Genomic DNA, 20,417 nt, shown 5'->3' on the forward strand with positions numbered 1-20,417 from the left:
ATGCGTTACGACACCGGAGGCGATCTCCTCGTCGCCGTTCTGCGGGAACTGGGCATCGACACGGTCTTCGGGATCGTCAGCGTGCACAACCTGCCGCTCGTCGAGGCCGTCGACCGTGAGCTGCGGTTCGTGCCCGTGCGCCACGAGGCGTCCGCCGTCAACGCGGCCGACGCCTACGGCAGGGCCCGCGGCACGCTCGGCTGCGCCCTCACCTCGACCGGGACGGGCGCGGGCAACGCGGCCGGCTCCCTGATCGAGTCGCTGGCGTCCGGCACGTCCGTCCTGCACATCACCGGACAGGTCGAGTCGGAGTTCCTGGGCAGCGGGCGCGGTTTCATCCACGAGACCAAGGACCAGCTGGGCATGCTGACGGCGGTCTCCAAGTACGCCGCGACCGTGCCGTCCGCCGACGCGGCGGGCCGCGTCCTGCGCGAGGCGGCCCGCGCCGCGCTCACCGCGCCGGGCGGCCCCGCGAGCGTGGAGTGGCCGGTCGACCTCCAGTACGCGGCCCAGACCGACACGGCCGTGGAGTTCACGCAGTCCACCGTGCCCGCGCCCGGTGACGACGAACTCGCCGCCGCGGGCGCCGAGCTGGCCTCGGCCGAGCGCCCGGTGATCTGGGCCGGTGGCGGTGCCACGCGCGCCCGTACCCAGCTCGCGGACCTGCTCGCCGCGACCGGCGCCGCTCTCCTGACGTCCAACTCCGGCCGTGGCGCCGTCCCCGAGGACCACCCGCAGGTCGTCGGCAACTTCGCGACGACGCCGGCCGGGCGCGCCCTGCTCGCCGACGCCGACGTGCTGCTCACGATCGGCACCCACTTCCGGTCCAACGAGACAGCCGACTACGGCCTCGAACTCCCCGCCGCCCACATCCAGATCGACCTGGACCCGGCCGCGCTCGGCCGCGTGTACCCGGCCCGGCACGCGCTCCACGGCGACGCCGCCGACGTACTGGAGCGGCTCCTCCCGTACGCGAAGCCCGCCGAGCCGGGCTGGACGGCGCGGGTCACCGCTGTCCGCGACGACGTGCGCGCCACCCTGCACGACAACATCGGCCCGCAGGCCGCCGTCTGCGACGCGATCCGGGCCGCGCTCCCGCGCGAGGCCGTCGTCGCCCGCGACGTCACCATCCCGTCGAGCAGCTGGGGCAACCGGCTCCTCGACATGTACGACCCGCGCGACAACGTCTTCCCGCGCGGCGGCGGCATCGGGCAGGGCCTCGGCATGGGCATCGGGGCCGCGCTCGCGAGGCCCGACGCGCCCACGGTCGTCATCGCCGGTGACGGCGGTCTTGCCGTGCACCTGGGCGAGCTGCTCACCCTCGCCCAGGAGCGCCCGCGCCTGACCCTCGTCGTGTTCAACGACGGCGGCTACGGCGTCCTGCGCAACATGCAGGACCGGCACAGCGACCGCCGCTCCGGCGTCGACCTCGCCACGCCCGACTTCGAACTCCTCGCCCGGGCCTGCGGGTTGCCGTATCTGCGGATCGCGGCCGCCGAGCACGCCGAGCCCGTCATCTGCGAGGCCGTCGCCTCAAAGGGGCCGACGCTCGTCGAGGTCGACCTCGCGTCGCTCGGCCCGATGAAGAACCCGTTCACCCCGCCCGTGAAGATCCCCACCGCGTAGGGAGGCCCCGCAGCCATGACCGCAACCGACGAGACCCTCCTGGACCTCCTCGTACACCGCATGACCTGGGAGGCCGACGGCGTCCTGTCCGTCGAACTGACCCACCCGGACGGCAAGCCCCTGCCCGCGTGGGAGCCCGGCGCGCACCTCGACGTCCACGTGGGCGGGCAGGTCCGCCAGTACAGCCTGTGCTCGGACCCGCGCATCCCGACGTCGTACCGCATCGGTGTCCTCAACGAACTGTCGTCACGCGGGGGTTCGCGCCATGTGCACACGAAGCTGCGCCCCGGCGGGCGGGTCACGGTGTCGGCGCCGCGCAACCACTTCGCGCTTCAGGACGCGCCGGGCTACGTCTTCGTCGCGGGCGGCATCGGTGTGACGCCGATCCTCGCGATGGCCCGCGAGGCCGCGCGCCGGGGCGCCGCGTGGCGCATGGTGTACGGCGGTCGCAGCCGTGCGTCGATGGCGTTCGTCGACGAACTCACCACGCTGGGCGGTGATCTGACGGTGGTGCCGCAGGACGAGCAGGGCCACATCGACCTCGCGTCCGCTCTCGCCGGGCTGCCCGAGGGGACGCTCGTCTACTGCTGCGGACCCGAGCCGCTGCTCGCCGCCGTCGAGGCCCTCTGCCCGGCGGACCGGCTGCGCGTCGAGCGGTTCGCGGCCCCGGTCGTCGAGCGCTCCGCGGACGACGAGGGCTTCGAGGTCGAGTGCCGCACCTCCGGGCTCACCCTCACGGTCGGCGCCGATACGTCGATCCTGGAGGCGGCGGAGGCGGCAGGCCTGGACGTGGCCAGCTCCTGCCGCGACGGGATCTGCGGGTCCTGCGAGACCCGGGTGCTCGACGGCACGCCCGACCACCGCGACTTCCTGCTCTCCGACGCCGAGCGGGCCGCGGGCGCCTCGATGATGATCTGCGTCTCGCGCTGCGCCTCCGGCCGCCTGGCCCTCGACCTGTAACCCCTTCCCTGGAGGCACGTGTGACCACCACCTGGCCGTACCTGGACGTCCACCAGTCCCGTACGCACGAACCCACGCCCTACGAGTACAAGCTGGCCGCCACCCTCGAAGAGGTCTTCACCAAGGACGGCCACGAACTCGCCGATGTCATCGGCGGGCTGAACGCCCGTCAGGTCCACGCCCCCGACGGCGCCCCGTGGACCGAGGACTCGTTCCGCGCCGAGATGCACCGACTGGGAGCGTGATCCTGATGACCGCCATGACGACCGCCTCGGCGGCTTCCACCGCCGATCACATCTACGCGACGGGCCTGCGCAACCAGTGGCACCCCGTCGTGCCGTCCTCGTTCGTCGCGCCCGGCGCCATGCGCAAGGTGACCGCGCTCGGCGAGCAGTGGCTCCTGTTCCGCCGCTCCGACGGCACGCTGTCCATGCTCGCGGACCGCTGCCCGCACCGCGGCGCCCCCCTGTCGCTGGGCAAACACCTCGGCGACCGGGTGGCGTGCTGGTACCACGGCGTCGAGGTCGAGGGGGACGGCACCGTCTCCTCGGTGCCCGGCCTGCCCGGCTGCAACCTGGAGGGCAAGAAGCTCGTCAGGTCGCTTCCCGTGCGCGAGGCCGGCGGCGCGATCCTCGCCTACTTCGGCGACGAACAGCACCCGGACACGGCCGAGTTGACGCTCCCCGAGCCGCTCACCGACCCCGGCACCGACGCGATCCTGTGCTACGCGGAGTGGGACGTGCCGTGGCGCTACGCCGTCGAGAACCTCCTCGACCCGATGCACGGCGCCTTCCTGCACCACGACTCGCACACCATGTACGACGGTGACACCACCGCCAAGTTCCGCATCCGGGAGACCGACCGGGGCTACTTCTTCGAGAAGACCGACCAGCGGGGCGTCAACTTCGACTGGGTCGAGCTGTGCCACACCGGCATCGACTGGGTCGACCTGTCGATTCCGTACCCGCCCTCGGCCGGTCCCGGCGGCCCGTTCGGGATCGTCGGCATGGTCTGCCCGGTCGACGAGCAGCGCTGCGGTGTCTTCTTCTGGCGCTACCGCCGGGTCGAGGGCTGGCAGCGCGACACCTGGCGCTTCCTCTACAAGACCCTCATCGAGGAGCGCCACTGGGAGGTGCTCGAACAGGACCGCGTGATGCTGGAGGCCATGCCGGCGGACGCCGACCGGCGCGAGAACCTCTACCAGCACGACCTGGGCGTGGTGCGCCTGCGCCGCATGTACCGGGCGGCCGCGCAGGCCCAGGCGGGCGCCGCGGGCTGACGTCCGGGCGCGGTGCCGGTACGAGTACGCCGGCACCGGCACCGCGCGCCCCCCTCACTACCCACATAATGGGCCGATACATCGGAGGTATCGGCGCTCCAGACGGTGGCGCTCCAACCGAGGACAGGGAGGCCGCCATGGCTGTCACCGACGAGGCCATCGAGAAGATCAAAGGCATGATCGTCTCCGGCGCCCTGCGCCCGGGCGACCGCCTCCCGAAGGAGAGCGAACTCGCCGCCGACCTCGGCCTCTCCCGCAACTCCCTGCGCGAGGCCGTCCGCGCCCTGTCCCTCATCCGCATCCTCGACGTGCGGCAGGGCGACGGGACGTACGTCACGAGCCTCGACCCCCAACTCCTCCTCGAAGCCCTGAGTTTCGTCGTCGACTTCCACCGCGACGACACCGTCCTCGAATTCCTCGCGGTGCGCCGCATCCTGGAGCCGGCCGCGACCGCGATGGCCGCGACCCGGATCGACGAGGCGCGGCTCGACGCGCTCGCGGCCCAGCTGGACGCGCTCGGCCCCGCGCCCTCGGTGGAGGAACTCGTCGCCTCCGACCTGGAGTTCCACCGCGGCATCGTGCAGAGCTCGGGCAACTCGGTCCTGTGCTCGCTCCTCGACGGCCTGTCCGGCCCGACGACCCGGGCCCGCGTCTGGCGTGGCCTGACGCAGGAGGACGCGGTCAGCCGGACCCTGCACGAGCACCGGGCGATCCTGGCGGCGCTGCGCGACGGTGACGCGGAGGCGGCCCGGTCGTGGGCGACGGTGCACATCGCGAGCGTGGAGCAGTGGCTGCGCTCGACGCTCTGACACGGGTTCCGCTACGAGCGTGAAGGGGGAGTGCGAGGGCGGATCGTGGGGCAGTGATCCGGTCACTCCCCCGTACAAGGGGGCTGCGGATGGCCCTCGCGGACGCCGTAAGGTGGGCAGGTACGCGATGGGGGTCCCTCCCAGGCCGTCAGGGCTCTGGGGGAACGTCGGAAGGAGGCGCTGGGTGATCGAGCTCGAGGGGGTTCCCGAGCTGGTCGACCCGGTCATGGTGGCCGCGTTCGAAGGCTGGAACGATGCCGGTGACGCCGCCTCCGCCGCGGTCGCGCATCTCGACAAGGAGTGGAAGGGCGAGGTGTTCGCGGCGCTCGACGCCGAGGACTACTACGACTTCCAGGTCAACCGGCCGACGGTGTGGCTCGACGGCGGCGTGCGCAAGATCACCTGGCCGACGACCCGGCTCTCCGTGGTCAGGGTCGGCGGCGACAAGCCGCGCGACCTGGTCCTGGTCCGGGGCATCGAGCCGTCGATGCGGTGGCGTTCGTTCTGCAACGAGCTGCTCGGGTTCGCGCACGAACTGGGCGTCGAGCTGGTCGTCATCCTGGGCGCGCTGCTCGGCGACACCCCGCACACACGGCCCGTACCGGTCAGCGGCGTCACGTCCGACGCGGACCTGGCGCGCACCATGGACCTGGAGGAGACCAAGTACGAGGGTCCGACGGGCATCGTCGGCATCCTCCAGGAGGCCTGCACCCACGCGGGCGTCCCCGCGGTCTCCCTGTGGGCGGCGGTGCCGCACTACGTGTCGCAGCCGCCGAACCCGAAGGCGACGCTGGCGCTGCTCAACCGGCTGGAGGACCTGATCGACCTGCGTATCCCGCTGGGCGAGCTGGCCGAGGACTCCCGGGCCTGGCAGCTGGGCGTGGACCAGCTGGCGGCGGAGGACAGCGAGGTCGCCGAGTACGTGCAGTCGCTGGAGGAGGCCCGGGACACGGCGGAGCTTCCCGAGGCGTCCGGCGAGGCGATCGCCCGTGAGTTCGAGCGCTATCTGCGGCGCAGGGACGGCGGCGGCCCTCCGGGCGGTCCGGCCGGCCACGCGACGGACGGTGGCGACACGGCGCCGTACCTGCGGGACACCCCGAGCGAGCGCACCCGGCCGCCGCGGCCCCAGCGCCCCGATCCGGGCACGGACACCCCCGGCGGGACGGGTGACACGGACACGTCCTCGGACTCCGGGGACGATTCCTCCGAGGACTCGCCGGAGTAGGGCGACGACGGTTCAGCAGGGGCGGTGCACACGCGGTGTGCGCCGTCCTTTCGCTGTGCGACCGCCATGGCCCGGGGCAAAGGTGGCCGCCCCCGAACTCCGTGGAGTTCGAGGGCGGTTGAGGTTGTCTGTATCCCGGGGCCGGGCCGGGGCCGGGGCCGGGCCAGGGACCCGGGTGTCTAGAGCGCCACTCCGAGCAGGGCGTCGACCGCGCGGGACACCACGCCGGGCGCCCCCTCGTCCGTACCGCCCTGCTCCGCCTGAAGGGCGGCCCAGCGGTCCACGGCGAGCAGCGCGGCCGGTGCGTCGAGGTCGCTGGAGAGCGCCTCGCGGATCTCCTCGACGAGCGCCGCGGCGGACGGTCCGTCGGGCCGGGAGACGGCGGCACGCCACCGGCCGAGCCGCTCGACAGCGTCGCTCAGGACCTGGTCGGTCCACTCCCAGTCGGCCCGGTAGTGGTGCGCGAGGAGCGCGAGGCGGATCGCGGCCGGGTCGATCCCGTCGCGCCGCAGCTTCGAGACGAAGACGAGGTTGCCCTTGGACTTGGACATCTTCTCGCCGTCGAGCGCGACCATGCCGGCGTGGACGTACGCCTTGGCCATCGGGAACTCGCCGGTGAGCACCTGCGCGTGCGAGGCGCCCATCTCGTGGTGCGGAAAGGCCAGATCGGACCCTCCGCCCTGGACGTCGAAGCCCATGCCGAGGTGGTCGAGGGCGATGGCGACACATTCGATGTGCCAGCCGGGACGCCCCTGGCCCAGCGAGCCGCCGTCCCAGCTGGGCTCGCCCTCGCGGGCGGCCATCCACAGCATCGGGTCGAGCGGGTTCTTCTTGCCCGGGCGGTCCGGGTCGCCGCCTCGCTCGGCGGACAGCAGCCGCATCGCCGCGGCGTCCAGGCGGGAGACCTGGCCGAAGTGGGGGTCGGACTCGACGGAGAAGTAGACGTCGCCCTCGAGTTCGTAGGCGGCACCCATGTCCCGGAGCCGTTCGACGAGCGGCACGATGCCGGGTATCGCCTCGACGGCTCCGATGTAGTGCTGCGGCGGCAGCATCCGCAGGGCGGTCATGTCCTCGCGGAAGAGGGCGGTCTCGCGCTCCGCGAGTCCGGTCCAGTCGACGCCGTCACGGATCGCGCGCTCGAGCAGCGGATCGTCGACGTCCGTCACGTTCTGGACGTAATGAACCTGCCGCTTGGTGTCGAGCCACACGCGCTGAACGAGGTCGAACGCGTTGTAGGTCGCCGCGTGACCCATATGGGTCGCGTCGTACGGGGTGATCCCGCAAACGTAGATACGGGCGACGGGACCGGGCTCGAGGGTGACGAGGCCATCGGTCGCGGTGTCGTGGATCCTCAGGTCGCGGCCCTTGCCAGGCAGGACGGGGACCTCAGAAGCGGGCCAGGCATGCATGCCATGAGCCTAACCGGACGGAGCTTCCGCATACGAACCGGACCTGCTCCGATGGCCGGGAAGGCCCTCTTGCGGTCCGCCGGGGTGCCATGTCAGGCCTCCACGGTGGCACGGATGGATCCCGAGAGTCCGAAGTGGCGGATGCCGTGCAGCAGATGGGCTCTGAGCCCCGTCACGAAGTAGGTCCACCCCTGGGTCTGCCCGACGGCCCGCGCGGCGCCCTCCAGGCCCTCGCCCATGGGCTGCTCGGTGATCGTGAGCAGCGTGGCCGCGCCGTCGTCGGCCCTCTCCAGCTCGATCGTCACGTCTCCCCCGGGCCAGCTCCACGAGATCAGCCGGTCCGTCTCCACGGGCCCGATCTCGACGTCGAACGTCGCGTCGACATGGCCGAAACGCCAGGTCACAGTGGTGCCGGGGATCATCGGGGCGGATGCGTCCGCCGTGAAGAAGCTGGACAGCGCCTCCGGGCTCACGATGGAGTTGAACACGTCCTTCACGGGCCGGTCGATCCGGTCCTCGACGATCAGTTTCACGGCGTGGCCTCCGTTCCGGGATCCCATGAGGGGTCTCTTCGAACGTAGCCGCAGCCACTGACATGCGCCCCCCGGCAGCGGACCGGGTGGGCTCGGAAGGGCAGGTTCAGAAGGGCCGGCTCAGACCGGTGGCCACGGGATGGCGGGCCACTCCCCGCTCGGCTCCCGATGCTTCCCGCTCGCGAGCAGCGCGTCGACCCGTGCGCGTACGGCGTCCAGCTCGGCCTCGGTGATCAGCTCGGCGAGCCGCAGCGCGAGGGGTTCCCCGGCCCCCAGGGCGCCCGTGAGCGCCTTCAGGGCCTTTGTCGCCTCCCCGGTCAGCGGCTCCCCCGCCCAGCCCCACAGGAGCGTGCGCAGCTTGTCCTCGGTGTTGAAGGAGACGCCGTGGTCGATGCCGAACAGGCGCCCTTCGACGTCGACCAGGAGGTGGCCGCCCTTGCGGTCGCCGTTGTTGATCACCGCGTCGAGCACGGCGAGGCGCCGCAGCCGTACGTCGTCGGAGTGCACGAGCAGCGCGGTGCGCCCCTCGCCGACCTCCGCGAACCCGACGGCCTTCCAGCCGTCGCCCGGCTCCTCGCCCTCCACGAGAGCGAGCAGCTCACCGCCCTCGGCGGGCTCCTCGGGCTGGTCGATCCACAGCTGGCACATGCCTTCGCCGTACGGCCCGTCGCGCAGAACGGTCGGCGGTACGAGGCGCCAGCCGAGTGCCTCGGACACCTCGTAGGCGGCGACCTCGCGCCGGGCGAGATTGCCGTCGGGGAAGTCCCACAGGGGACGCTCGCCGGCGACGGGCTTGTACACGCAGGACGCCTCGCGGCCCTCGTGGGTGACGGTGCACAGGAGCACCGCGTTCGACGCCTCGCGGATGCGGCCCTGGACCGCCAGTTCGCCGCGGGTGAGGAGGTCCGTGTCCGAGACGGTCACGCTCCTCGCCGGTATCCGTTCTGACGCGGGCATACGTGTCCCTCCGGGTCGAGCGGCAGACTGCACAGGGGGCACGGCGGACGCCCTGCGTTCACGACGTCCAGTGCGCGCCTGGCGAACGCGCGCGCCTGTACGCCGGTGAGCCGGACCCGCAGCATCGGGGGGCCGTTCTCCTCGTCCTGGAGCAGCCGTTCCTCGGCCTCCGCGAGGTCCTCGTCGGAGTCCGCGTCGAGCTCGACGAGCGCCTGCGCCTCGACGATCATCCGCTCCTCCTCGCCGTCCCAGGCGAGGGCCATCGTGCCGACCCGGAACTCCTCGTCGACGGGCGACTCCAGGGGCGCGGTGTCGTGGATCTCCGTGGGCACGACGGCGGGCACCGGCGCGTTCCCGCCGCTGCGGCGCACGACCTCGTCGAGGAGCTCGTCCATGCGCTCGGCCAGCGCGGCGACCTGGGTCTTCTCCAGGGCCACACTCGTCACACGGGTGCCGTCCGAGGCCTGGAGGAAGAAGGTGCGGCGCCCGGGGAGCCCGACCGTGCCGGCCACGAAGCGCTCCGGGGGGTCGTAGAGGAACACCTGACGGGACACGTCCTGTCTCCATTGGAATCGACTGCTGGGACCGACCTCTTGATCGGGCGCGGCAACAACTGCAGTTACTGCGACGGCTTCACCCTACTGCGGCGGACGATCACGGGGCTCCCGCACCGCCCCCGACCGGTGCGTCCCCCTCGGCCGGCTTCTCGCGCGGGGCGAGCGACGCGAAGTCGCCGGTGTCGCCGAGGCGTACGACATAGGGGCGGAGCCGGGTGTAACGGATCGCGGTGACGGAACAGGGCTCCACGGAGATGCGCTGGAAGAGGTCCAGATGAAGCCCTAGGGCGTCCGCGACGAGCGACTTGATGATGTCGCCGTGCGAGCACATCAGATAGGTGGCGTCGGGGCCGTGGTCGCGCTCCACGCGCGCGTTCCACTCGCGTACGGCCTCCGCGGCCCGGTGCTGCATGGCCCGCATGGACTCGCCGCCGGGAAACGCGGCGGCCGACGGGTGCTGCTGCACGACCTCCATCAGCGGGTCGTCGACGAGCTCGGCGAGCTTGCGGCCCGACCAGTCGCCGTAGTGGCACTCGCCGATGCGGTCCTCGGTGTGCGGGGTGAGTTCCGGGCGGGCGGCGAGGAGCGGGGCCAGGGTCTCCTGACAGCGCTGGAGGGGACTGGTGACGATCTCGGCGAGGGGCACCGCGGCCAGCCGCCCCGGCAGCGCGGCGGCCTGCGCGGCGCCGCGCTCGTCGAGGGACACACCGGGGGTCCACCCGGCGAGCAGGCCCGCGGTGTTGGCGGTGGAGCGTCCGTGCCGGACGAGAATCAGCGTGGGCATGCGAGCCAGCCTAGGCGCAGTGCGACATGCGGCCCCGCCGCCCCCTGGGAAGAATACGAAGCGTGATCGTCGACTGCGGCATCTATCGCGACGGGCGCAGGACCGAGGGGCCCGCGGACTTCTCGCACGCGCTCGCCGAGGCCAGGGCCGAGGGCCACTCCTTCGTCTGGATCGGCCTGCACGAGCCGGCGGAGGACGAGTTCGCGCGGGTCAGCGAGGCGTTCGGGCTGCATCCGCTGGCCGTCGAGGACGCGCTCAAGGCGCATCAGCGGCCGAAGCTGGAGGTGTACGACGACTCGGTGTTCGTGGTGCTCAAGCCGGTCGTGTACGAGCCGGACAGCGACAAGGTGTCCTCCGGTGAGGTCATGCTCTTCATGGGCGACTCCTTCGTGGTCACCGTCCGGCACGGAGAGGGCGCGGCCCTGAAGGTCGTACGCAAGCGGCTCGAAGGCGATCCCGACGTGCTGCGGCACGGCCCCACCGCGGTCCTGTACTCGATCGCCGACGCGACCGTCGACCACTACCTGGAGGTCGCGACCGAGCTCCAGACCGACATGGAGGAGCTGGAGGCGGAGGTGTTCTCGCCGGAGGGGGGCGGCTCGCGCAACACGGCGTCCAGGATCTACACGTTCAAGCGCCAGATCCTGGAGTTCCGCCGGGCCACGGGCCCGCTGCTGCTCCCGCTCGCCCGGCTTTCCGGAACCGGTCAGTTCCTGGGCTCCGTGCCCTTCGTGAACGACTCGGCGCGGCTCTTCTTCCGCGACGTCAGCGACCACCTCCTGCGCGTCAACGAGTCGGTGGACGCCCTCGACCGGCTCGTCTCGGACATCCTGTCGGCGCATCTGGCGCAGATGGGCGTGCGGCAGAACGACGACATGCGCAAGATCTCGGCGTACGCCGCCATGGCCGCGGTCCCGACCCTGATCGCAGGCATCTACGGCATGAACTTCGACCACATGCCGGAGCTGCACTGGATGTGGTCGTATCCGATCGTGATCCTCGCGATGCTCTCCCTGGAACTCCTGCTGTTCCGGACGTTCAAGCGGCGCGGCTGGCTGTAGCGCGCACCTCCGGCGGCGGCCTATGCGAACTCGACCGCGCTCGTCGCGGGCCCGCCCAGCGCGTTGCGCCGCTCCGGCATCTCCAGGGACACCATCCGCCGCCAGCCGACCAGCCGTTCGTACGCGTACATGGCGTGGATACCCGCCGCGAGCAGGGCCGTCTTGAGCTTCGGCCAGCGCAGGATGTGCCCCATGTGGTCCATCACGGCGAGGCTGACGTCGCGGTAGACGCGAATCTCCTCCAGGGCGCACTCGCGCAGGATGCGCTGGATGTCGCGGCCATGGCCCGCGTACGCGAAGCGCAGCAGCTCCTCGTGGCAGTACGCGAGGTGGTTGTCCTCGTCGGCCGAGATCATCTTCACCGCGCGGCCGATGTCGGGGTTGTCCGCGAAGTGCCTGCGCAGCAGGTCCATCTGCTCGGAGGCCCGCTGCTCGGTGACTCGGCTGTGGGCGAGATACGTGACGATGTCCCGCACGGCGAGCGGTTCGTCGGCCCTGAGCTGCTCGTGCGCGAGGCCGATGCCGTGCTTCTCCAGGAGCATCGTGTAGTCGGTCTCCGGCGGGACGTCCACGGGTTCCAGGCCGCGCTTCTTCATCAGGGCGTTGAAGATCCGCCCGTGCTTGTCCTCGTCGGCACCGTGCCGCGCCACCTTGGGCGCGAGGTCACGCTCGCCGGCGGGGACGAGCGCGGCGATACGGCCGTTCTCCCAGCCTCCCTGCGACTCCCCGCTCGCCGCGATGGAGCAGAAGAGCCGGAAGGACTCGTCGTCGTCGAGGATCTCCTGGAACAGGCTCTTGGCCGACAGCATCTCTGGCACCTCCGTGCGCGCCGCGCGTCCCGTGCATGGTTCCGCCGGAAACGAGTCAAATACGGCATGCCGGACCGGGCAACAGCTGCATGGGGCCACTCGGCCGAAGGAAGGACCCCGGGAGAGGGTCCTTGGGCGTAACCAGGTGCCGGATGAGGCGTTGTTACCCGTGACGGCCGTGGCGGGGAAGACCCCCGAGCCCCCACCACGGCCGCAGAACTTTCCTCCCCCGCGGTTACGCCAGTCCGGCCCGCTCCAGGGCCTCGGTGCCGGCCCGCAGGGCCGCGATCCGCTCGTCGAGCGTGAAGCCTGCGGGGGCCAGCGTCAGCGTCGTCACCCCGGCAGCCGCGTAGGCCCCCATCCGCTCGGCGATCCGCTCCACGGAGCCGAGCAGCGTCGTCGAGTCGATCAGCTGGTGCGGCACCGCGGCCCCCGCACCCTCCTTGTCGCCGCCCAGGTACTTGTCCTGGATCTCGGCGGCTTCCTTCTCGTAGCCCATGCGCTGGGCGAGCTGGTTGTAGAAGTTCTGCTTCCGGCTGCCCATGCCGCCGACGTACAGGGCCGTGTACGGGCGGAACATGTCGGCGAGCGCGGGCACGTCCTTGTCGGCGCCGAGCGCGAGGGGCAGCGTCGGAACGACGTCGAAGCCCTCCAGCGTCTTGCCGGCCTTCTCGCGCCCCGCCCGCAGGTGCGTCAGGGCGGTCTCCTCCAGATGCTCGGCGGCCGGGAAGATCAGCAGGGCGCCGTCGGCGATCTCGCCGGTCTGCTCCAGGTTCTTCGGGCCGATCGCCGCGATGTAGAGCGGGATGTGCTCGCGCTCGGGGTGCACGGTCAGCTTGAGCGGCTTGCCCGGGCCGCCCGGCAGCGGCAGCGTCCAGTGCTCGCCCTCGTACGACAGCCGCTCGCGGCTCATCGCGCGGCGCACGATGTCGACGTACTCGCGGGTGCGGGCGAGCGGCTTGTCGAACTTCACGCCGTACCAGCCCTCGGAGACCTGCGGGCCCGAGACGCCGAGGCCGAGGCGGAAGCGGCCGCCGGACAGGGAGTCGAGGGTCGCGGCCGTCATCGCGGTCATCGCGGGCTGGCGGGCGGGGATCTGCATGATCGCGGAGCCGATGTCGATGCGCTCGGTCTGCGCGGCGACGTAGGAGAGCACCGTGGGCGCGTCCGAGCCGTAGGCCTCCGCGGCCCAGCAGACGGCGTAGCCGAGCTTGTCGGCCTCCCGCGCGACGGCCAGGTTGTCCGCGTCCATTCCGGCACCCCAGTAGCCGAGGTTGATGCCGAGCTCCATGGCCGATCCCCTTACTGCTCAGTAACGTCCTTTGTCCGGGCACCCTAGCGCGCCGGTTCGGCGGTCGGCGCAGGCCGGTTGTCCACAGGCCCCCACTAACCGACTTCCGGCCAGTAATCTCAGCGCCCATGGAGCAGAGGCATCTCGGCCGCACCGGCCTGCGCGTGTCCCGGATCGGGCTCGGCACCCTCACATGGGGCCGCGACACCGACGAGCACGACGCCGCGGACCTGTTGAAGACCTTCTGGGAAGCGGGCGGCACACTCGTCGACACGGCCGATGTCTACGGGGGCGGGGAGGCCGAGTATCTCCTCGGGCAGCTCGTCGAGGGCCTCGTGCCGCGGCGCGATCTGGTCATCTCGACGAAGGCGGGCAGCGTGCCCGACCCGGACCGCCGCTTCGACGGCTCCCGCGGCCATCTCCTCGCCGCCCTCGACGCGTCCCTCGCCCGCCTCGGCACGGACTACGTCGACCTGTGGCAGGTCCACGCCTTCGACACGGCCACCCCGCTCGACGAGACGCTCCAGGCCCTCGACATCGCCGTGAGCAGCGGCCGCGCCCGGTACGCGGGCGTCTCCAACTTCTGCGGCTGGCAGCTGGCCAAGGCCGGCACGTGGCAGCTCGCCGCACCGGGTATACGCACCCGGCTCGCCAGTACGCAGATGGAGTACTCGCTGCTCCAGCGCGGGGTCGAACGGGAAGTGCTGCCGGCCGCGCTCGACCTCGGCATCGGTCTGCTCCCGTCGTCGCCGCTCGGCCGCGGGGTTCTCACGGGCAAGTACCGCAAGGCCACGCCCGCCGACTCGCGGGGCGCGTCCGACCACATGGCGCCCTTCGTCGCGCCGTACCTCGACGACGCCGCGACCCGCATCGTCGACGCGGTCACCACGGCGGCGGACGGCCTCGCCGTGACACCGCTCCAGGTCGCCCTCGCATGGGTCCGCGACCGGCCGGGCGTGGCCGCCCCCATCATCGGCGCGCGCAACTCGCAGCAGCTCACGGCGGCATTGTCAGTGGAGGCCCTTAGTCTTCCTGACGAGATCTGCCAGGCGCTCGACGATGTGTCGGCGCCCGTGCACCGATATCCCGATCAGGACTGGAGCACGCTGTGAGTACGGAGCCCGCTGCCGCGGAGGGCCACCCGGGCCCGGCCGACACCGACGCGCCCCGCGCCGGGCAAGGCGCGGAGGCCACCGGCCCCGAGGACACCGGCCCCGAGGAAGGGACCGGCACACCTGATCCGGACGAGACGGACGAAGGCTCCGGCGCCGCCACGGATCAGGACGGAGCCACCGCCGAAGGCAAAGACGAAGGCGCGTCCGAGGCCGCCGCCGAGATCGCCGCGCAGCGTGAGTTGCAGGAGCGGATCGCCCAGCGGAAGGCGGCCAAGGAAGGGCCCATCGCGGCCGGGGGGAAGCTGAGCGGTACGGCCGCCGATCTCCTCGCCGCGGTCCGGGCCGTCGAGAGCGGTGAGCGGCCCGCCGCCGTGTTCAGCGAGCCGGCACCGGCTCCCCGCAAGGTCGTCGCCGAGCCCGTCCGCCGTGCGCCGGCCGCCGCGCCCGCGGGGCCTGCCGAACCGGCCGTGGCAGCCGTCGACGCCGTGCGGGCCGTCCTGACCGAGGGCGGCGCCCCCGTCTCGCTCGCCGCTCCCGCCGCCGCGACGCTCGGCGAGGGCGCGGACAGCGCGCTCCGGGACGACCCCTGGCAGCTTCTGCGGATCCCTGGCGTGCGCCCCGAGCAGGCGGACGGCTTCGCCCGCGCGCTGCTCGGCGCCGAGTGCGGCCCCGACGACGAGCGCAGGGGCCGCGCCGTCACCGTATGGCTGCTCGAACAGGCCGCGGTCGCGGGGCACACCGCCCTGGACGCGCCGCTGCTCGCTCAGGCACTGGGCAAGCGCGCCGTGCCCGATCCGGACGAGGCGGTGCAGAGCGCCATCGCGGAGGGCGACGCGCTCGTATTCCAGGACGCGCTGGAAGAGCCGCCCGGCTCTCCGGCCCGCGCCCCGGAGAGCGCCCAGCAGACCGCCGCGGAGGACGGGGCCGAGGACGGCTCGCAGGACGGTGAGGAAGCCGAGCGGCCGGTCCGGGTGCTCGTCGGCCTCGAGCGGTACGCGCTCGCCGAGGAGAGCCTGGCCGACGGGCTCGCCCGGCTGGTCAACTCCCTCTCCAAGGAAGACAGTGCACAGGCCCTCGCGGACTGGGAGCCTGCCGCGGCGGCCGCGTCCGGTTCCACCGCCGAGCTGATCAGGGCGTCCGCCGGACACGGCCTCGTCCTGCACACGGGCGCCGAGGCGGCCCGCGCCGAACCCGCCGCACTCGTCCAGGCCGCGGCCCGTCTGGGCCTGCGCGTGTGCGCCGCGGCGCACACCGTCGACGGGCGGCGCCGCCTCGCCGAGCACTTCGGCCCCGGCGCCCCGGAGGGCACGGCGGTCACCGTGTCCGGCCTGCTGTCCGGCGCCGAGGGCCCGGGCCGGGACCGGGACGGCGCCCTCGCGGTGGACCTCCTGGTCGTCCTGGACGCGCCGCAGCTGGACGTGGAGACGGCCGCGATGCTCGCCGAGTCGCTCCCGGACGGCGCGCGGCTCGTCCTCAGCGGCGATCCGTCCGTCCTGTGGTCCGCGGGCCCCGGCCGGGTCTTCGCGGACCTCCTCGCGGCCCGCGTGTGCCCTCAGATCGCCTCCCGCACCCCGGACCCCGGCCCGGTCGGCGAGTTGGTCTCCGGCATCGGCGCGGGCGAGCTGAACCAGGTGGAGGCCCCCGGCAAGGAGGTGGTGATCGTGCCGGTGCGCGACGCCGCCGAGGCGATCCACCGTGCCGTACAGCTGGTCGCCGACTCGGTGCCGCGCGCGATCGGTGTGCCCTGCGAACAGACCCAGGTCATCACCCCGGGCCACGGGGGCGCCGCCGGGACGCGTGCGCTGAACGCGGCCCTCAAGGAGCGTCTCAACCCCGGCCCCGGCCGCTTCGGCGGCTTCGACCCGGACGATCGGGTCGCGTATGTACCGGCCCCTGGCCGCACCGTGCCCGGCCGGGTCGTGCGGGCCGACGCGGAGGGCCTGCACCTGGACTGCGCCGGGACCCCGGTCGTCGTACCGCAGGACGCGGTGGAGCGGACCGTTCGGCACGGGTGGGCGCTGACCGCGCACCAGGCGGTGGGGCTGCGGTGGCCCGCGGCGGTGGTCGTGCTGCCGGGCGACGCGACGCAGGCCCTGAGCCGCCCGTGGGTGTACACGGCGTTCGGCCGCGGTGAGCGGCATCTCTCGGTGGTGCACGGCGCCGACGCGGCCCTGCCGCGCGCCGTGGCCGAGGTCCCGGCCAAGCCGCGTACGACGCGTCTGCAGACCCTGCTGCGCGCGCAGGTCGCTACGGCGCAGTAGTACACCGCAGTAGGTACACAGCGGCAAGCGGGAGGGGCGGGCGGACCGAAGTCCGCCCGCCCCTCCCGCTCACTCGCTCACACCGACACCGTCCCGCGTGCGCGGACCGCGTCAGGTCGGTTCCAGCTCGTCCTCCGTCGCGCCCGCGACCGCGCCGGGCCCGTCGTCCGCGAGGTCGCCGTCCAGCTCGTCGTCGAAGACGGAGCTCACGTCGAAGCGGCAGACGACCCGCTGCGGATCGGCCTGGTCGAACGGCGCGTCCAGCCACTCCCCCGGCTCAGCCGGTTCGTCCGAGGCCGTCACCCACATTGTCGAGTCGCCCTCCTCCAGGCCGAACTCCTTGTGCCGGGAGGCGATTTCGTCGGGTTCGAACTCTCCGAAGAGGACACCGAGAGCAGCGTGCACGCTGCTCCCGATGGTCCCGACGGCCGCCGCGGCCCCGTCGACGAGGTCCGAATCGGCCTCCACATCGGCGACCCGCTGGGCCTGCGCAAGCAGTCGCTGCGGCTCCACCACGGCGTAGTCGCGGCGAATGAGCACGCTCAGGGCGTTCGGTTCCTCGGGGCCGGTGTACGGGGGCAGCGAGTCCTCCGTACCGGGAATCTCGAAGGGGGTGACCTCGTCGTAGCGGTCGTAGAGGAGCTCGTCGTACTCCTCGGCCGCCGCGGCCAGTTCGTTGAACGCTTCGTAGACGGCCGGATCGTCCTCACCCGACCTGCGCTCGACAGCCGCCAGGTGGCGGTCGAGCGCAGCCTTGACCGCCTCGGAGGCGGCCCGTACCTCGGCAGCGGTGGGCTGCGCAGCATCAGACATAGTGCAGACGCTATCCGTACACGGCCCGTGCCCGCACAATAGATGCGATGCCGGAATACGAATTTGTCGACGTGTACGTCCCGCGCGGGGTCTCCCGCAAGGACGCCACACGCCTGCTGACCGACCATGCCGAGTACGGACACTGGGAGTTGGACCGCCTGAGCCTGTTGCGCGACGGCAGCCGCAGGGTGCGGTTGCGCCGGCGGATCATCCGCCAGCTGCGCGCCACGTGGTGAGTGAGCGGAGCGGACCCCGTGACTGCTGGGCCCGCTCCGTTCCGCACCTGCTCAGTCACGCCGCGTCACGCGGCGGTCACACGCTCGCCCGCGCCCGCCGGTAGAGGAGCGCGCCCGCGAGCAGGGCGCCCGCACCGGCCGGCAGGACCGTTCCCAGCGGCATCGAGCTGCCGGTCTCGGCGAGCTGCTCCGAACCCTTGGGCTGGGTGACGGTCTGCGTCCCCGGGTGGTTCGGGGTGCCGGGGATCACCGGCTTCGGCGGCGCGGGCGTGTTCGGCTCCGGCTGCGTCGGCGGCTTGGTCGGCGGGGTCGTCGGGGTGGTCGGGGTGGTCGGGGTGGTCGGGGTGGTCGGGGGGGTCAGCTCGTCGCCTCCCGGCGAGTTCGCGCAGTCGTTGCCCCCCGCGGGGTTGAGCAGCCCGATGACCGAGACGCTGTTGCCGCAGGCATTGACCGGAACGTGGACCGGGACCTGCACATGGTTGCCGGAGCCGACACCGGGCGAATCGCTCGTGCCCCCCTCGGCCGTGGCGCCGCCGCCGTGATGGCTCCCACCGGGGTGGCCGCCCCCCGGCTTCGACGTGTTGGCACAGTCGTTGCCCGCCGCGGGGTTGAGCAGCCCGACGACGTTCACGGTGTTGCCGCACGCGTTGACCGGGACGTCCACAGGGAGCTGGATCGTGTTGCCGGAGAGGACGCCGGGCGATCCCGACGAGCCTGACTCGGCACCGGAGTCTGCGTGTGCGTAGCCCCCGGACACGGCGAGTACGCCGGTCGCGGCCGCCACGGTGATCAGGCCTTTGCGCGTGACCTGTCGCATAGCTTTAACCTGCCTTATGCCTTAGCAGAATGCGCACGGGCATCCATACGCGTGCGCGGAATGCCCAAGCGGCCCCGGAGCGCATGGCGTGCACTCCGAGGCCGATGGACTCAGACCCTCAAGGGGCGATGCACAACGACGTCACTTGTTGACGCAGGCGTTGCCGAAGGCGGGGTTCAGCAGCCCGATCACGGACACCGTGTTGCCACAGGCGTTCACCGGGATGTGGACCGGAACCTGGATGACGTTGCCCGAGATGACGCCGGGAGACCTCACGGCGGCACCCTGAGCCCCGGCGTCGGCAGCGGCGATGCCCGCACCAGCGAGCACGAGACCACCAGTGGCAGCCGCAGCAGCGACGACCTTCTTGATCATTATTCCTCCTTGTTGGCAGTGCAGTCCCAGCCGCGGACTGCACCCCCTGTAACGAGGAGGGACTGATGAGGCTACGAGCCTATATTTCCTTTCACCCTTCTCAGTCCAGTCGTACGCGCGGCCGAATATCCGGCGGCGCGGGCCCGTCGGATCAGGACGCGTCGATGAACCGGTCGAGCACACGCACACCGAACTTGAGCCCGTCGACCGGAACCCGCTCGTCAACGCCGTGGAACATGCCCGCGAAGTCCAGCTCCGGCGGCAGCTTCAGCGGAGCGAAGCCGAACCCGCGGATGCCGAGGTCGTCGAAGGACTTGGCGTCGGTGCCGGCGGAGAGCATGTACGGCACCGCGCGGGCGATCGGGTCCTCGGCCTGGAGCGCCGTCTGCATGGCGTCGACGAGCGCGCCGTCGAAGGTGGTCTCCAGGGCCTTGTCCGCGTGCACGTCCTCGCGCCGGACGTTCGGGCCGAGGATGCGGTCGAGGTCGGCGAGGAACTCCTCCTCGTGGCCCGGCAGATAGCGGCCGTCGACGTGCGCGGTGGCCTGCCCGGGGATCACGTTCACCTTGTAGCCGGCGCCGAGCTGGGTCGGGTTGGCGGTGTTCTGCAGCGAGGCGCCGATCAGCTTGGCGATGCCGCCGAGCTTGGCGAGCGTCTCGTCCATGTTCTCCGGGTCGAGCTCGGTGCCGAGCGCGTCGCCGAGCTCGTCGAGGAAGTGCCGCAGCGTCTTGGTGACCCGCACCGGGAACTTGTGGCGCCCCAGGCGACCGACGGCCTCGGACAGCTCGGTGATCGCGTTGTCCTTGTGGATCATCGAACCGTGGCCGGCCGTGCCGTCCACGGTCAGCTTCATCCAGTGCATGCCCTTCTGGGCCGTCTCGACGAGGTAGAGCCGCAGCTTCTCGTTGACGGTGAAGGAGAATCCGCCGACCTCGCTGATCGCCTCCGTGCACCCCTCGAAGAGGTCCGGGTGCTTGTCGACGAGGTGCCGCGCGCCGTACGTGCCGCCCGCCTCCTCGTCGGCGAGGAAGGCCAGGACGATGTCGCGCGGGGGCTTGCGGCCGCTGCGCAGCCGGTCGCGGACGACCGCGAGGGTCATCGCGTCCATGTCCTTCATGTCGACGGCGCCGCGGCCCCAGACGCACCCGTCGGCGATCTCGCCGGAGAACGGGTGGTGGGTCCAGTCCGCCGCGTTGGCCGGGACGACGTCGGTGTGGCCGTGGATCAGGAGCGCGGGCCGCGAGGGGTCCTCGCCCTGGATACGGGCGACCGTCGAGGCCCGGCCCGGGTGCGACTCGAAGATCTTGGGCTCGAGGCCCACCTCGGCGAGCTTCTCCGCCACGTACTCGGCGGCCTTGCGCTCGCCGGGGCCCGAGTGGTCGCCGTAGTTGCTGGTGTCGATCTGGATCAGCTCACGACAGAGGTCGACGACCTCGTCCTCGCCCGAGACCGTCCTGCCCGTGCTCGACTCGCTCACGCCTGTTCCTCCCACTGTCGTTG

At 72.1% G+C, this 20,417-nt stretch carries 21 protein-coding genes; 10 read left to right on the forward strand and 11 right to left on the reverse strand.

The features are described 5' to 3' along the window. The 6 genes from ACY0PA_RS10480 to ACY0PA_RS10505 all read left to right on the forward strand — a co-directional run bounded on the left by ACY0PA_RS10480 (nt 1) and on the right by ACY0PA_RS10505 (nt 5,899). Nucleotides 1-1,626 carry a thiamine pyrophosphate-binding protein gene (locus tag ACY0PA_RS10480; RefSeq protein WP_473084376.1) on the forward strand — a complete coding sequence of 542 codons (1,626 nt, stop codon included), beginning with the start codon at nt 1-3 and terminating at the stop codon, nt 1,624-1,626. A gap of 15 nt (nt 1,627-1,641) precedes the next feature. After that, a complete protein-coding gene (locus ACY0PA_RS10485) occupies nt 1,642-2,586 on the forward strand; it encodes a PDR/VanB family oxidoreductase (RefSeq protein ID WP_473084377.1) in 945 nt (314 codons plus the stop codon). A gap of 20 nt (nt 2,587-2,606) precedes the next feature. Continuing rightward, nucleotides 2,607-2,831 carry a recombinase-like helix-turn-helix domain-containing protein gene (locus ACY0PA_RS10490; protein ID WP_473084378.1) on the forward strand — a complete coding sequence of 75 codons (225 nt, stop codon included), beginning with the start codon at nt 2,607-2,609 and terminating at the stop codon, nt 2,829-2,831. A gap of 5 nt (nt 2,832-2,836) precedes the next feature. Continuing rightward, nucleotides 2,837-3,865, forward strand: coding sequence for a Rieske 2Fe-2S domain-containing protein (locus tag ACY0PA_RS10495; RefSeq protein ID WP_473084379.1), 1,029 nt, complete (start codon nt 2,837-2,839; stop codon nt 3,863-3,865). Between the two features lie 137 nt (nt 3,866-4,002). Next, complete coding sequence (locus ACY0PA_RS10500) at nt 4,003-4,674, forward strand: FadR/GntR family transcriptional regulator (protein ID WP_100599061.1); 672 nt, start codon at nt 4,003-4,005, stop codon at nt 4,672-4,674. A gap of 184 nt (nt 4,675-4,858) precedes the next feature. Further along, nucleotides 4,859-5,899: a PAC2 family protein gene (locus ACY0PA_RS10505; protein ID WP_473084380.1), complete on the forward strand. Its 1,041-nt coding sequence runs from the start codon at nt 4,859-4,861 to the stop codon at nt 5,897-5,899. 179 nt (nt 5,900-6,078) lie between these two features. Here ACY0PA_RS10505 and mshC read toward each other — a convergent pair whose 3' ends face one another. The 5 genes from mshC to ACY0PA_RS10530 form a co-directional block, all read right to left on the reverse strand. Next, nucleotides 6,079-7,308 carry a cysteine--1-D-myo-inosityl 2-amino-2-deoxy-alpha-D-glucopyranoside ligase gene (gene mshC / locus ACY0PA_RS10510; protein ID WP_399970638.1) on the reverse strand — a complete coding sequence of 410 codons (1,230 nt, stop codon included), beginning with the start codon at nt 7,306-7,308 and terminating at the stop codon, nt 6,079-6,081. Nucleotides 7,309-7,400: 92 nt separating this feature from the next. Continuing rightward, a complete protein-coding gene (locus ACY0PA_RS10515) occupies nt 7,401-7,841 on the reverse strand; it encodes an SRPBCC domain-containing protein (protein ID WP_356289393.1) in 441 nt (146 codons plus the stop codon). Nucleotides 7,842-7,961: 120 nt separating this feature from the next. Further along, nucleotides 7,962-8,798 carry an SCO1664 family protein gene (locus tag ACY0PA_RS10520; RefSeq protein ID WP_473084381.1) on the reverse strand — a complete coding sequence of 279 codons (837 nt, stop codon included), beginning with the start codon at nt 8,796-8,798 and terminating at the stop codon, nt 7,962-7,964. Beyond that, nucleotides 8,762-9,352 carry a DUF3090 domain-containing protein gene (locus tag ACY0PA_RS10525; RefSeq protein ID WP_473084382.1) on the reverse strand — a complete coding sequence of 197 codons (591 nt, stop codon included), beginning with the start codon at nt 9,350-9,352 and terminating at the stop codon, nt 8,762-8,764. The genes ACY0PA_RS10520 and ACY0PA_RS10525 overlap by 37 nt, the downstream gene beginning before the upstream one ends. Before the next feature lie 100 nt (nt 9,353-9,452). After that, the gene (locus tag ACY0PA_RS10530; protein WP_473084383.1) at nt 9,453-10,139 is read right to left on the reverse strand and encodes a histidine phosphatase family protein; all 687 of its coding nucleotides are present in this window, start codon (nt 10,137-10,139) and stop codon (nt 9,453-9,455) included. Nucleotides 10,140-10,201: 62 nt separating this feature from the next. Between ACY0PA_RS10530 and corA the strand changes: the two genes are divergently transcribed. Next, complete coding sequence (gene corA, locus ACY0PA_RS10535) at nt 10,202-11,200, forward strand: magnesium/cobalt transporter CorA (RefSeq protein ID WP_473084384.1); 999 nt, start codon at nt 10,202-10,204, stop codon at nt 11,198-11,200. A gap of 20 nt (nt 11,201-11,220) precedes the next feature. Here corA and ACY0PA_RS10540 read toward each other — a convergent pair whose 3' ends face one another. Beyond that, a complete protein-coding gene (locus tag ACY0PA_RS10540) occupies nt 11,221-12,009 on the reverse strand; it encodes a ferritin-like domain-containing protein (protein ID WP_473084385.1) in 789 nt (262 codons plus the stop codon). Nucleotides 12,010-12,244: 235 nt separating this feature from the next. Continuing rightward, complete coding sequence (locus ACY0PA_RS10545) at nt 12,245-13,300, reverse strand: LLM class F420-dependent oxidoreductase (protein ID WP_473084386.1); 1,056 nt, start codon at nt 13,298-13,300, stop codon at nt 12,245-12,247. A gap of 128 nt (nt 13,301-13,428) precedes the next feature. On the opposite strand from ACY0PA_RS10545, the gene ACY0PA_RS10550 reads away from it, so the two are divergent. After that, nucleotides 13,429-14,412 carry an aldo/keto reductase gene (locus ACY0PA_RS10550; protein WP_383094386.1) on the forward strand — a complete coding sequence of 328 codons (984 nt, stop codon included), beginning with the start codon at nt 13,429-13,431 and terminating at the stop codon, nt 14,410-14,412. Further along, on the forward strand, nt 14,409-16,676 hold the full coding sequence (locus ACY0PA_RS10555) for a helix-hairpin-helix domain-containing protein (RefSeq protein ID WP_473084387.1): 2,268 nt from the start codon (nt 14,409-14,411) through the stop codon (nt 16,674-16,676). The genes ACY0PA_RS10550 and ACY0PA_RS10555 overlap by 4 nt, the downstream gene beginning before the upstream one ends. Nucleotides 16,677-16,787: 111 nt before the next feature. On the opposite strand, the gene ACY0PA_RS10560 is transcribed toward ACY0PA_RS10555, so the two are convergent. After that, entirely contained in the window at nt 16,788-17,489 is a 702-nt protein-coding gene (locus tag ACY0PA_RS10560; protein WP_473084388.1) for a hypothetical protein, read from the reverse strand. Between the two features lie 47 nt (nt 17,490-17,536). On the opposite strand from ACY0PA_RS10560, the gene ACY0PA_RS10565 reads away from it, so the two are divergent. Continuing rightward, nucleotides 17,537-17,725: a DUF5703 family protein gene (locus ACY0PA_RS10565; RefSeq protein ID WP_067429589.1), complete on the forward strand. Its 189-nt coding sequence runs from the start codon at nt 17,537-17,539 to the stop codon at nt 17,723-17,725. A 76-nt stretch (nt 17,726-17,801) separates the two neighbouring features. On the opposite strand, the gene ACY0PA_RS10570 is transcribed toward ACY0PA_RS10565, so the two are convergent. The 3 genes from ACY0PA_RS10570 to ACY0PA_RS10580 form a co-directional block, all read right to left on the reverse strand. After that, nucleotides 17,802-18,542, reverse strand: a complete 741-nt coding sequence (locus ACY0PA_RS10570) for a chaplin (protein ID WP_473084389.1) — start codon at nt 18,540-18,542, stop codon at nt 17,802-17,804. A gap of 141 nt (nt 18,543-18,683) precedes the next feature. Further along, nucleotides 18,684-18,917: a chaplin gene (locus ACY0PA_RS10575; protein ID WP_473084390.1), complete on the reverse strand. Its 234-nt coding sequence runs from the start codon at nt 18,915-18,917 to the stop codon at nt 18,684-18,686. Between the two features lie 151 nt (nt 18,918-19,068). Next, nucleotides 19,069-20,394 carry a M20/M25/M40 family metallo-hydrolase gene (locus tag ACY0PA_RS10580; protein WP_473084391.1) on the reverse strand — a complete coding sequence of 442 codons (1,326 nt, stop codon included), beginning with the start codon at nt 20,392-20,394 and terminating at the stop codon, nt 19,069-19,071. Between the last annotated feature and the right edge of the window lie 23 nt (nt 20,395-20,417).

Source organism: Streptomyces sp. DS1-CR2, from assembly GCF_055760475.1.